A 12,430-nucleotide genomic window follows, 5' to 3' on the forward strand; every position below is an offset into this window, starting at 1 on the left:
AAGCATCTTTATCACCTCAAGTTTTAATACTTTTATTTTAAAATAAAAAAGACTGTAGGCAAAGTCGATTTTCATCGAGTTTGTCTACAGTCTGAACACTCCGTTAGAGTGTTTTTACGATTTATTGATTCAGATTGGAGTGTTTTCGTGAATATACAAAGTACACGATAATACCGAGGACCATCCAAATCAAGAAACGAATCCATGTATGGCTCCCTAATTGGAACATCAGAAACACACAGAAAACGATTGCTAATCCTGGTACGAGAGGCACCCATGGGCAATAAAAAGCACGTTTCAAATCTGGTTTGATTTTTCGTAATACGATGACTGCAGCGGATATCATAGTAAACGCCGTTAGTGTTCCTATATTGACCAACTCAGCTAAATCACTCAATGGAATAAATGCACCAAGCAACGCGGCAATGATTCCGAACATCCAAGTAACGGCATAGGGTGTTTTATATTTCTTGTGCAGTTTAGATAATGGCTTCGGCATTAAACCGTCACGAGACATCGCAAACATGATACGGGATTGTCCAAATAACATAACCAGGATGACCGTCGTCATTCCAATAAAGGCTCCAACATCAATGAATCCTGCAATCCAATTTTGTCCTACAACTTGTAAAACCAAAGAAATTGGATGATCCAACGCAGTTCCGAATTGTGCATACGGTACCACACCAGTCATGATTAAACTAACAACCATATATAAAGCAACACAGATGATCAATGAACCAATGATTCCTCGGGGTAAGTTTTTTCCGGGATTTTTCGTTTCTTCAGCTGCGGAAGCTACTGCATCGAATCCGATAAACGCAAAGAACATCAATGCGGCAGTTGAAAACACACCACTTATTCCAAATGGCATAAATGGTTGCCAATTCTCTGGCTTCACATAGAAAATAGATGAAATGATGAACAATGCTACAACAATCAATTTAATGATGACCATGATGTTATTCACTCGTTTGGTTTCTTTGGTACCTCGGGAAATTAATAACGTGATTGCTATGACGATTAAAAATGCCGGAAGGTTCATATACGTTGTGGTGCCTTCAATAGAACCAGGTGCTGCAGTAATCCCTTCTGGTAAGTTAATCCCGATTCCATGTAAGAACGATTGGAAATAACCAGACCAACCGGCGGATACCGCGCTAACTGCCAAGAGATATTCAAGAATTAGGTCCCACCCGATAATCCAAGCAGCGAATTCACCAAGTGTTGCGTAAGCATAAGTGTAAGTCGAACCCGAAACTGGAACGGAGGATGCAAATTCAGCATATGAAAGAGCGGCAAATAAACAAGCTAGACCTGCAATGACAAATGAAAGGGATAGTGCAGGCCCGGCGTGGACCGCTCCAGTACCCGTCAATACAAAAATGCCTGTCCCAATAATGGCGCCTATACCTAGCATCGTTAAATCCCAAGCACCTAGCTCCCTCTTCAAACCATTGTTATTGGAACCTGTGTTCAATAAGTCCTCGATGGACTTCTTTCTAAAAATGTTCATCTTTTCTCCTCCATAAAAAATAAAAAACATTCAATAAGTAAATAATAGAATGGCTAAAAATATTGTTTAGTTAAGATAAATTTCGACAAAACTCAACAAATCCTGAATTATCAGACTTTCAAATTATACGCATTACCCTTTTACCCGTCAATGGTTTTATTATTGTAATAGTATAATTTTTAAAGAATACTATCCTTATTTTCATTAAAGCTTACAAGATTTATATACACTATTAATATACTCACAAAATATTAGACATTTAATATTTCTTAATTATAAGGCAACTTTCACTAGTAATATGTATATAAATTTACTTCATTACAGGGCTCACCTTCGGAGCATAATGTCCTAATACCATGTTCAAGGTGACTAGATTAATATTGACGGATGAGACTGGCATCTCTATACTTATTAAGTCTTAAAAGAGGAAATATATATAATGGAGTAGGTGACTTTCATGGATTTTGCGATTACCTATCTGTCTTTTTATTTAATACAAGTCGAAGGAAAAGGCGATCAGGCGGACAAACGTTTTAAACACTTTCAAACACTTGATACCCAGGAATATGAAGATAGTCCTTTAAAGGATTTTCTAGATGGTGAATTGATGAAAATCTCCAAACGAAAAGTGGACCGTCATCCTAAAACTGAACAAATTCCGACGAAAATCGGTTCATTTATAGTAGAAGAAGGTCATGCGCTCGACTCAAACCCAAATTACAATGCATTCAATCGAGTCCGATATGCACGATCAAAAGAAGAGTTTCAAAAGGAAAATGAACTTTTTGCCCAATCTTATATAGATACAAGTGCTGTACGTGGCGGGGTTTTCCTTATTGCTTCGGCTAAGTTGACGCAATATCTTGATGAACCTTTCATCTTTCTATTGAAATGTGATTTCGAGCCAAAAGTCGCTTCCATTTCCGACGAACGAACATTAATTCGACATGTGGAAATGGCCATTACCACAAAAAATATGAAATCGATTCAGTACCCCTTCATGCCCGAAGAAGGAATTGTCGAAGAAGGTGAACTGAAAATCCACCAGGCTTCACATGCCCGCTACTTCGAGGATTTCCTTAAGTTCGTAGAATATGGGGAATCCATGCCAGAAATTATGAAAAACCAGGTCATTCATATGGTCCATGAACATGTATCTGCACAATTCGAAGAAAACAGCGACGAACTGCAGAAATTCGAGCAAGACCTCGAAATCTGGGAATCAAGTGAAAAACGGGAAATCCAGGAACGCTTAGAAACCCACCAGGTCGTCGAAGCAACTGCCCAAATCGTCGAACATACACCAGAAGCCGAACTGCGCATGAAGCTTGGCAGTACCTCCGTTAAAGGACTTCTAGCCGATTTCGGGGAAAGCATTCATTTAGGCAAGATTAATGGGAAGTATGTATTAATGATAGAAGCCGACACGATTCAGTTCGATAAAGGCGTTTCACCGATTGAATTCCATAGGCCAGATGATTTGATGGAGATTGTGGAGCGGATTAGTAAGAAGAGTATTGGAGAGTATTGAGGGGTTTTATATAGAGTTTGAAATTTTGGTTTCCTAACGCCAACAGTATGAATATAACTATAATTTCTCGCATTTTTGCGACCGCAGTTGTGATCATAAAAAATAAAAATTAAGGATTTAGGGCTTATATTTTAAAGGATTTCATTTTATAAAATATCATTCTAGCCACTCCGCTAAAAAAGCAGAGTGGTTTTTAGCTATAGAATTTCATTTTAAGCGAATCATTTGGATCCTCCACGGTTTGATTTCAACCTGACTATTGGCCTTCTTTGGAAACTATACTATCAGAGATTGTTAACTGTCCATTCAAAGCTAACTACCCCCCTTTGATTGTAGAAGAGACCAATAATAATTTGCATTGCCATCCAATGCTTACCAACATATAATAGAAGTAATACAGTTTAAGGGGGAATATAAATGAGTGAAAGTAGAGATCCAATTGGTACTACGCTGGCTTCTCATTTAAACATGCGACTCACTCGTTTAGCCAAAGAAAGGGATATCCAGATGGAAAAATTGCTGGATAAGTCTGTGGAATTACTACTTGAATATATGGAAGATCATGAAAACCTTAACGATCATATTAAATTAAATAATGTGGAAGCCATCAATAAAAATAGGGAAATTATCCTTCAAAGCAGGCAATTATTAAAGGATAAATAATACAAATAAAAGCACAATACCCGTAGGTAAGGTGCTTTTTTCTTCACTACAAAATTTTAGCTCCTTCGCAAAAAATCTTACAAAATAGTCTTTTTTAATCCAAGTAAAAAGGCAGTCCAAGAACTGCCCTAAAAAATATTCATTCACCTAATGATGAAATGATATTAGTAGTAATAACAACTTTTTTTATTCTTTTTACAAGAACAAGGTCTTTTTGGAACCCAGACTGAATAAGGGTCATTCTCCTCATAGCATTTTTTCACAAAGCAGCAATTTGTACTCATAACTATCTCCTCCTTACTAAATTATATGCATGTACTTATCGGAGTGTGTGGACAAGTTGCTTATATAATTAGTGAGAAATGGTGACAAGAGTACATATTGATGTCTGTTTCTTAGGCGTACAAGACAATCACCTAAATAAAGAATGGCTTTATATCACCCTTGCAGGAGAAATCCTTGAATATGAGAAGGTCACAATATTTTCTGCTCAGTTAAATTCACCTTTATTATACCGATTAATCAAATTATCCCTAACAAATTCTCTACTGGAAGGTGTTAGCTTTGACCTTTCTGGATGGATCAAATCTCCAAATGGTCTCTCCCGAACAAACTTGATTTCTCCTTCAAACTCCACTTGTGCATCCGCATCATATCCTACCACTTTCACGAAACAAGTGTTATGTCCCGTTTTTATAAAATCGATTACATTTAAAATATGTTGGTTTTCACGATTCATATTTCTTCCCCCAAAGCTTGGTTGTTATTTGTAAAATATACATATCAAAACGGTTCGTCCTACCCATATTTAAGATATTACACCTTCCCTCTATTTAAGCAATGATAAAATAAATTGAATTTGGTAATCCTATTAAAATCTGTTTGATGTACCCTTTTTATATCCTTAATCCTTCTCTATGAAATTACAACCTGCTATAATTTAGAAATTGGAGGTGCACTATTTGAAGGAAATTATTCTGGTTTTAACCGAGATCATCAATAACATTCATGATTTCATCCTGATATTTGTAAGTGATACACTAAACTTAAATGCTACGGATAAAGATCTACACTTTTGGATAATGGGCATTATAGGGATTATCATATTCATCTTTGTGCTAGTTTTATCTAACATCATATCAAGACTACGATTTGGCATTACCATACTTTCTTTCATTTATACATTCACCGTCATGGTGGTATTGGTTTTTGCAATTGAAATACAACAGGCGTTAACTAGTAGAGGGAATATGGAATTTCAAGATGCTGCCATAGGTCTCTGGGGTTTCATCGTCTTTTTCTTAATTTTCGTTGTTCTATCATTTTTATACTTATTCATTAAAAGAATTTTGAAACAGACTAAAAAAAGATAACAAGATACAAGCCTGAATATATCTCCACCACAATGAGAAAACGTGCACGCTTGAAAGCGCGTTTTTTCATTTTTTCCTTTCTTCTACAATAACTTCCTATCAAATTACATCCGTTTCATCGTCTTATCTATGTAACATCTTGTCGCCCCCCTATTTTATTAATGTATATATAATCACTAGCCACCAGAAGAATGATATTAGTAGATACTTAGCGATATTATTCAAAAGTTTGAAAATGAATTTCATTTATTACTCCCCAAACCTTATTAATTATCTATCTACTATTATGTATGTAAAATGCAAGTAAATAGTTTGTACAAATATGTTAATTGGACTTGCCAATGTAATCATTCTGGATGAATGTTGGGTACGTTCGAATCGATAAAAATGTATGAAATGTAAGTTTTAATTCAGTTTCCTCCATGGAACATTTAATTATCTACTAAATTTTAACTTAGATGTGTGGATCCCCTATGCTATAAAACATCTTATTACCTCTTGTATTTTTATTATGTATTCTATCGAGGACTATTTTGGAAGATATTATACGATTTTATTAACTAATTATTCTTGGTTCATAGGGACACGCTGGTGTAGAACCTATCATAAATAATAGTTTGAAAAACCCCGGCTAACTAGTGAAAATTACTGTTAGCATAAGAAAAAGCCACCGCTATGGTGACTTAATTTATCCTAGGAATATCATTACTTAACTTGCAATAAACCCTCTATCTTTTAAAATCGTTTCAGAAAGATCATCCACAGCTACGTATTCTTTTTCTAATAACTCATTCAAATAAATTTTATTATAAATAAACATGAATATAAGACCAGTAAAACCGAAGGTAAAAGATGCAGCTAAAAAAATGATAATCCCCCATTTCCAATCTCCTCTAAAAAGAGGAGGTAAAAAACTAAAGAAAAATACTGTCCAGCTAAAACCCACTTTCACTGTTTTAACCATATTCGTTTCTGGATGCTTTAAATTAACTTTCACTTATCTCACCTTTTCTATTATATTATTACTCCCGTACACATGGCTTTTCTATCAGTTTACTAATACATCATTCTCATTACAGTTACCTATTATACCATTTGAAAACGGTTTTGGAAGAAATAACATAAATCTTTTGGACTATTATTTATAACTTGAAACGTATTTGGATATCTTCGGTTGATTCGTTGTAAAGTTAGATAAGCGTTCAATTAAATGCTTCATTTATTAATAGATGTATTTTGCTTATATTACCTAAAACCATATCATTGCTATAAATCCTTATCCCGACATCTGAGAGTAAGTAAATCGTTGCGTTTGGATCTAAATCAGTATTGTTTTTAAGTTTATAATTATCCTCCATATTGTACGAAATAATCTTATGAAGATGCATCTGTTGACAATCACATACTAACCCGTAACATCCATTGGTAATACAAAAAAGTATATAAGGCATCAATAACTTTAAATCCCTATTACTTTGTACTTGGAAAACTTTCAAGCTTATATTTTCTATATCATTTAAATGAACCAGCTTGGATAGTTTTAAGTGTTCAAAATCTTCATAAAAACCCATGCCATCATTCATTACAATAAAGAAAGGGAAGTTCACAGTATTCAATAGAAAAGTATAGGTTAAACCATTATTTGAATCATCTCTAAAAAAGTATATAAGATCTATTGGAGGATTATAGATCCTATCCAATACTTCATCCTTTTCTATGGATTCACTCACTTCGTAATCAAATGTACGCATTTTTCTCCCTCCTTTATCTTACCATCCAGAAAGCGGTTAGGAACTTTTCGTTAGGGGGCGACTGCTATAGAATTAGGATATTGGGTGTGGCTTTCCCTATTGCCCCTCTAAATAATTGTATTTTATGTTCCTCATAAATAGCTTTAATTTCCACCTTTACATCAACATTTGGAATGGAACAATTCATACACTTCACTAAATCATAATACGTACTACGCGGACTCCCAGCTTTACGAGTCAGTCAACGGATATTATACCTTAACTCTTAGACTATTTGTGCTTGTCCTGTTTGGTGATTTTTCCTTATTTTGAACTAAGGCATTCAATTTTTTTATGTATCGTTACCCATACGTAAACAGTCAATTTCAGTATGAAGCGCTTCAATAGAGCCTTCCACTAATTTTGTTTTTTAATATCTTTCTTCATGGATATCGTTCAACAACCTGTGGTTTTTTCTGCATTAAAATTAGACAAAAAACTGCAACGCCAATTGTTAAAAGGGTGTCTAGCAATTGGGGTGCAGTTCAATGCAGTGTTTTTTATTTTATCATTTTCCCTTTAACATATCCTGTGCCATTTCTGCCAAATAACTTGCATGAGAACTGATGTCCATCATGGTTGCTGAAATTTCTTCTGTTACCGCCGATTGATTTTCTGTTTCTTCATTTATGGACGTAATGGAGGTACTTAGGGTTTTAATCAGATCTTCAATATTGTTGACGGATTTCTTTATTACCTCTGTATGGCTTCTGGAATTCCCTGCCAATTTTCTGATTTCATTTGCAACTACAGAAAACCCTCGCCCAAACTCTCCAGCCCTGGCTGCTTCGATTGAGGCATTTAAACCTAGAATATTGCTAAGATCAGAGACTTCCCTTACCATCTTAGACACTTTCTCGATTTCACTAACACTTTGCAAAACAGAACTCGATTGATTGGAAATATGCTGCATGCTCTCGGATAAAACAATAGTGCTGGCAGCAAGCTCTTCAATTGTCCCGGTTACTTGTTCGACTGCTTTTGATAATTTAGAAGCAATTCCAAACAATGCATGATATTGCTCCATACTTGCACCAAGTCCAATTCCGCCAATCACCTGTCTCTTTTCATCAAAAAGAGGGATTGCACTTGCAATAATCGGGACACCGAAAACTTCTTCTGGTACAAAAACTCTTACAGTTCTTCCAGTTCTAATGGCTTCCGTTATAGCATCATTTTTTTGAAGTGGATAGCCCGGCTCGATACCAAGGGAAAAAGTCTTGCCCGGTACACTTAACAAAAACTTTTCCGTATCGCATACACCAATTGTAATGTCTTCAGGCATTAACTCGTTAAGGAGTGGTGCGATTGATACAAAAGCTTCCAACTGCGGTTGTAAAGAATAAAGACCCATTTTCATCGTTGCACACCTTTCAATTATAAGTTAAATATGAGTCTTTTTTGAATAATATTAAATTAATAAAAATTTGTTACTCAGTATAAAAGAACCCTTGTTTTTTATCGACCAAAACCAAAATGTATTTATGATAGCAGTAGAAGTTTAAATATTCTAACTATTAGAAACTTATATTCACACAAACCTTACCTAAATAGAACCTATCCTCATGGAGTAAGGTTCTATTTTCAAATCCTTCGTTATCCTATATAAAGTTTGTTTGCCTCTTTTGATGTTAGATACCCATACTTTATTGCCTTTTTTAATAATCCTCTATTTATCGCACATAAGCGAGCATCTGTGCCTTCGTTATTAAACTACTACGTGTATATCTTCATATTTCAAGTTAAGCTTCTAATTTATAAGTTAACCACGCAACTAAACCTCCTGTAATTGCGCCTACTACCATCCAAGCTACATTACCGTTCGGATTCACATTCATAACCGGATAATTATTCCCATACGTATACCCATTCTGTGACAACGGCTCCTCATCGTCTCCTGGATGTGGATCTAGGGCTAAAATGTTCCGTGCTCTGAGTTATGGTTAATATAAACCCTTTTTTCTTTACAACTTCCATATCCAACACTTCATCGGTATAGAAGTATTCATGAGTTGTATCACCCACTTTTTTGGTTAAACTCAAACCATTTTCGACATAGGTGTTTGAACACTTGTTATGGGCTGTGCTTCATTCATATTTTGTGCTCATCTTGTAATAATTTGCCACCTGCATCACATTGGTAGGCTGTATCATATTGCTTTTCTTTGTTTAACTTCATAATTATATTAAAAAGAATCGGGATCAGCTTTTTAAGCAATCGACTCTTAAAACTATCTTTTTGATATTTTACGTAATAAATATATACCGTATATAATTGCAGGTATAGCTATTAACCGAAGAACTATGTCCAATATTCCAAAAATCGCATACAGAGGGGAAACGCTTACATCGATACTCATTTTATCATCGCTCCTTGTTCTAATCGCTTACCATTAAGGATTCTATAAATGGCTTTAAAGTTAATAAATGGACATTTTGTACTATGAAATAATCAATAAATCATCTTCCTTATATGTGAAGTTTTTATCTTCATAGTATTCCTCTTCAGTAATCCCGACTGAGTCAAAAAAACCGCACACTCTTAGTTAAAAGAGTTGTACGGTTTTTTTGGGGCTCTATATTGAGTCATTATCTAGTATGGCTACCTTTTACTATCATTTCCACCATGTATCATACACATTAATGGCTTCATTTCGTTTGTGTTCCGTTTTTGTATACCAGCCTTCAATGATTTCGGCCGCTTCTGTCCTAATATCTTTACCTTCTAGGTAGTCGTCAATTTCATCATAACTTACCCCTAGGGCAACTTCATCAGGAATCAATGGTTTATCATCTTCTAAATCGGCTGTTGGAATTTTCATATATAGTCGTTCAGGTGCTCCCACGAATTTCAGGATTTCTTTGCCCTGTCTTTTATTCAAACGGTAAAGCGGAATGATATCAGCTGCACCATCTCCATGTTTGGTAAAGAATCCCGTGATGGCTTCTGCTGCATGATCTGTACCGAGGACTACACCTTTATACAGTCCTGCTAAATCATATTGGACCTTCATTCTCTCGCGTGCCTTTGCATTGCCTCTTAGGAAGTGTGTCAATTTTTTTCCTGTCGCTTCCTCTACTGCACGTACAGATGCGTCAACCGCGCCCTTAATGTTGACGGTTACGGTCATGCTTGGCTTGATAAATTTCAGAGCTAGCTGCCTATCTTCTTCGTCAGCCTGGATACCGTAGGGGAGGCTGACAGCGATAAATGTATACTCGATGGTCTTCAACTCTTGATTCAATTCATTGATCGCTACTTGGGCCATGTAGCCAGCTATGGTTGAGTCCTGACCACCTGAAATTCCAAGTACGAAACTTTTTAGAAATGAATTCTTCTTCAAGTAGTTCTTTAGAAGATCGACGCTCTTCCGGAATTCAATTTCTGGATTGATCGTTGGTTGAACAAGTAATTTTTCTATGATTTCTTTTTGTAATGGACGCACTGTATAACCCCTCTTCCCAAATAGATTCGTTATTTTGTAAGCTTTCTATCCACATTGGCTTTCACTTCATCTATATTTCTCATTTTATTATCCCAACATTCCTGGCTCAGGTCGACGGGGTATTCTTCCGGATTTAAGGCCCTTAAGTATTCTGGCCACAATACTTGAATGTTTCTTAACGTAAAAGCTTTAATTTCATCAATCGATGGCAATTCGTACGTTAATGTACCATTTACAAAAATGTCTTCGTGCAGGTCAATTGCATCGAAATCTGTGACAAATTTACTTAAGAAAGTGTGCACGGGATGAAACATTTTTAGTTTTTCCTGTTCCTGTGGCTTTTCAAATTCCATCGCCAAGTAATCACCTTCTGCATGGTGGTTGACCTTATTAATGATCCGATAGATCCGTTTAAGACCAGGTGTCGTTACCTTTTCAGGGTTGGAAGAAATTTTGATGGTATCTCTCATATTCCCGCTTTCATCTTCTATTGAAACCATTTTATAAACGGCACCCAATGCAGGTTGGTCAAAAGCGGTGATCAATTTTGTACCGATACCCCAAATATCAATCCGCGCTCCTTGTTGCTTCAGGTTGATAATCGTATATTCATCCAAATCATTCGATGCTACAACTTTTGCATCTGGGAAACCAGCTGAATCAAGCATGCGTCGTGCTTCTTTTGAAAGGTAAGCTAGATCCCCGCTATCAAGACGGACTCCGATGAAATTGATTTTGTCCCCCAATTCTTTAGCAACGCGGATGGCATTTGGTATGCCTGAACGCAATGTATCATAGGTATCGACCAAGAACACACAGTCTTTATGAGAGCTTGCGTATTTATGAAATGCTGTGTATTCGTCTTTATAAGCTTGGATCATAGAATGTGCATGTGTGCCTGATACCGGTATTCCGAATAGCTTTCCTGCACGGACGTTGCTTGTGGAATCAAACCCGGCGATATAGGCAGCACGTGCTCCCCAAATGGCTGCGTCCATTTCTTGTGCACGGCGTGATCCGAATTCCAGTGCAGACTCATCGCCAATAACCTGCTTAATTCGTGAAGCTTTCGTAGCAACGAGTGTGTGATAGTTCACAATGTTCAGCAACGCCGTTTCAATGAGTTGTGCTTCACCAAGAGGTGCCTCTACACGTAATATCGGTTCGTTGGCAAATACAAGCTCGCCTTCCTTCATGCAACGTATCGTCCCAGTAAATGAAATATTCTGCAAATAATTCAAAAAGTCCTCTTCGTAATGCAATTCTTTTTTCAGGTATTCAATATCGCTTTCTGAAAAGCTAAAGTTCTGAAGATAATGGACAATCTTTTCTAGTCCCGCAAAAATTGCATACCCACTATTGAAAGGAAGCTTTCTAAAAAAAATTTCAAATACTGCCTTTCTGTTATGGGCATTATCCTCCCAATATGTTTGAGCCATATTGATTTGGTATAGATCAGTGTGTAGCGCGTAGCTATCGTCATTATATTTGTTTTCCATGATAGTTCCTCCCAAAAGAGAAGCGGTACCTCCCTTTTTTTCTGTGACGTTACTTTATGATCGTTGCGCCTAAGACCCCTTCGAAATGGGTAAGTGCCCAATCGTGTCCTGTCTGATTAAATGAAGCGATTGCATTTTCATAAATGAAAATATTATAACCTAAATTGTAAGCATCCATGGCTGTGTGAAGAATGCATATATCACTGCATACTCCGACTAGGTATACATCTGAAATATCCCGCTCCCTGAGTTTGATATGCAGGTCCGTGCCTGCAAAGGCCGAATAGCGTGTCTTATCCATATAATGTACATTTATTAGATTTTTATTGATTTCATATTCATCTTTAAGCTTTCCATATAAATCTCTACCAATTGTACCCCGAATATTATGAGGGGGAAACAAATCCGCTTCAGGATGATAACCGTCTCCTTTTTCATGAAGATCGATCGCAAAAACTGTATAATCGCCTTGTCTAATAAACTCTTTTGTAATACTGACAAGTGCATCTTCTATCTCCTGACCAGGCTTACCACAAGTCAATGCACCATGATCGGCTACAAAGTCATTCGTATAATCGATATTAATCAATGCTTTTTTACCCATTTTTCATT

The 12,430-nt window shown here is 36.3% G+C and carries 12 protein-coding genes and 1 pseudogene; 3 read left to right on the top strand and 10 right to left on the bottom strand.

Annotated elements, in window-relative coordinates:
* Positions 1 to 121: 121 nt before the first annotated feature.
* Positions 122 to 1,516 carry a branched-chain amino acid transporter BcaP gene (gene bcaP / locus ACIQXU_RS11625; RefSeq protein WP_402989426.1) on the bottom strand — a complete coding sequence of 465 codons (1,395 nt, stop codon included), beginning with the start codon at positions 1,514 to 1,516 and terminating at the stop codon, positions 122 to 124.
* A 457-nt stretch (positions 1,517 to 1,973) separates the two neighbouring features.
* Here bcaP and ACIQXU_RS11630 point away from each other — a divergent pair, with 457 nt between their 5' ends.
* Both ACIQXU_RS11630 and ACIQXU_RS11635 read left to right on the top strand, forming a co-directional pair.
* Positions 1,974 to 3,047 (top strand): DUF3900 domain-containing protein, encoded by a 1,074-nt coding sequence (locus tag ACIQXU_RS11630; RefSeq protein WP_402989429.1) that lies wholly within the window; start codon positions 1,974 to 1,976, stop codon positions 3,045 to 3,047.
* 417 nt (positions 3,048 to 3,464) lie between these two features.
* On the top strand, positions 3,465 to 3,710 hold the full coding sequence (locus ACIQXU_RS11635; RefSeq protein WP_402989432.1) for a hypothetical protein: 246 nt from the start codon (positions 3,465 to 3,467) through the stop codon (positions 3,708 to 3,710).
* A gap of 490 nt (positions 3,711 to 4,200) precedes the next feature.
* On the opposite strand, the gene ACIQXU_RS11640 is transcribed toward ACIQXU_RS11635, so the two are convergent.
* A complete protein-coding gene (locus ACIQXU_RS11640) occupies positions 4,201 to 4,449 on the bottom strand; it encodes a hypothetical protein (protein ID WP_402959074.1) in 249 nt (82 codons plus the stop codon).
* 223 nt (positions 4,450 to 4,672) lie between these two features.
* On the opposite strand from ACIQXU_RS11640, the gene ACIQXU_RS11645 reads away from it, so the two are divergent.
* Positions 4,673 to 5,083 carry a hypothetical protein gene (locus ACIQXU_RS11645; RefSeq protein WP_402959076.1) on the top strand — a complete coding sequence of 137 codons (411 nt, stop codon included), beginning with the start codon at positions 4,673 to 4,675 and terminating at the stop codon, positions 5,081 to 5,083.
* A 709-nt stretch (positions 5,084 to 5,792) separates the two neighbouring features.
* Here ACIQXU_RS11645 and ACIQXU_RS11650 read toward each other — a convergent pair.
* The 8 genes and pseudogenes from ACIQXU_RS11650 to ACIQXU_RS11685 form a co-directional block, all read right to left on the bottom strand.
* Positions 5,793 to 6,080: a hypothetical protein gene (locus ACIQXU_RS11650; protein WP_402989435.1), complete on the bottom strand. Its 288-nt coding sequence runs from the start codon at positions 6,078 to 6,080 to the stop codon at positions 5,793 to 5,795.
* A gap of 205 nt (positions 6,081 to 6,285) precedes the next feature.
* Positions 6,286 to 6,834 (bottom strand): hypothetical protein, encoded by a 549-nt coding sequence (locus tag ACIQXU_RS11655; protein ID WP_402989438.1) that lies wholly within the window; start codon positions 6,832 to 6,834, stop codon positions 6,286 to 6,288.
* A 121-nt stretch (positions 6,835 to 6,955) separates the two neighbouring features.
* Positions 6,956 to 7,243 (bottom strand): annotated as a pseudogene (locus tag ACIQXU_RS11660) (IS3 family transposase); the annotation flags it as partial.
* Between the two features lie 138 nt (positions 7,244 to 7,381).
* A complete protein-coding gene (locus ACIQXU_RS11665; protein WP_402989440.1) occupies positions 7,382 to 8,233 on the bottom strand; it encodes a methyl-accepting chemotaxis protein in 852 nt (283 codons plus the stop codon).
* Positions 8,234 to 8,615: 382 nt separating this feature from the next.
* Entirely contained in the window at positions 8,616 to 8,753 is a 138-nt protein-coding gene (locus tag ACIQXU_RS11670) for a hypothetical protein (RefSeq protein ID WP_402989443.1), read from the bottom strand.
* Positions 8,754 to 9,488: 735 nt separating this feature from the next.
* Entirely contained in the window at positions 9,489 to 10,319 is an 831-nt protein-coding gene (nadE, locus tag ACIQXU_RS11675; RefSeq protein ID WP_402989446.1) for an ammonia-dependent NAD(+) synthetase, read from the bottom strand.
* 29 nt (positions 10,320 to 10,348) lie between these two features.
* A complete protein-coding gene (locus ACIQXU_RS11680) occupies positions 10,349 to 11,818 on the bottom strand; it encodes a nicotinate phosphoribosyltransferase (protein WP_402989449.1) in 1,470 nt (489 codons plus the stop codon).
* 49 nt (positions 11,819 to 11,867) lie between these two features.
* Positions 11,868 to 12,422 (bottom strand): cysteine hydrolase family protein, encoded by a 555-nt coding sequence (locus tag ACIQXU_RS11685; protein ID WP_402989452.1) that lies wholly within the window; start codon positions 12,420 to 12,422, stop codon positions 11,868 to 11,870.
* Between the last annotated feature and the right edge of the window lie 8 nt (positions 12,423 to 12,430).

The sequence above is a fragment of the Peribacillus sp. NPDC097284 genome, assembly GCF_044761765.1.
Taxonomy (GTDB): Bacteria; Bacillota; Bacilli; order Bacillales; family DSM-1321; genus Peribacillus.

What these genes read in the sequence shown, in the direction of transcription:
- ACIQXU_RS11665 (WP_402989440.1), bottom strand. Translation starts at nt 8,233, where the DNA reads ATGAAAATGGGTCTTTATTCTTTACAACCGCAGTTGGAAGCTTTTGTA.
- ACIQXU_RS11680 (WP_402989449.1), bottom strand. Translation starts at nt 11,818, where the DNA reads ATGGAAAACAAATATAATGACGATAGCTACGCGCTACACACTGATCTA.
- bcaP (WP_402989426.1), bottom strand. Translation starts at nt 1,516, where the DNA reads ATGAACATTTTTAGAAAGAAGTCCATCGAGGACTTATTGAACACAGGT.
- ACIQXU_RS11685 (WP_402989452.1), bottom strand. Translation starts at nt 12,422, where the DNA reads ATGGGTAAAAAAGCATTGATTAATATCGATTATACGAATGACTTTGTA.
- ACIQXU_RS11655 (WP_402989438.1), bottom strand. Translation starts at nt 6,834, where the DNA reads ATGCGTACATTTGATTACGAAGTGAGTGAATCCATAGAAAAGGATGAA.
- ACIQXU_RS11640 (WP_402959074.1), bottom strand. Translation starts at nt 4,449, where the DNA reads ATGAATCGTGAAAACCAACATATTTTAAATGTAATCGATTTTATAAAA.
- ACIQXU_RS11630 (WP_402989429.1), top strand. Translation starts at nt 1,974, where the DNA reads ATGGATTTTGCGATTACCTATCTGTCTTTTTATTTAATACAAGTCGAA.
- ACIQXU_RS11635 (WP_402989432.1), top strand. Translation starts at nt 3,465, where the DNA reads ATGAGTGAAAGTAGAGATCCAATTGGTACTACGCTGGCTTCTCATTTA.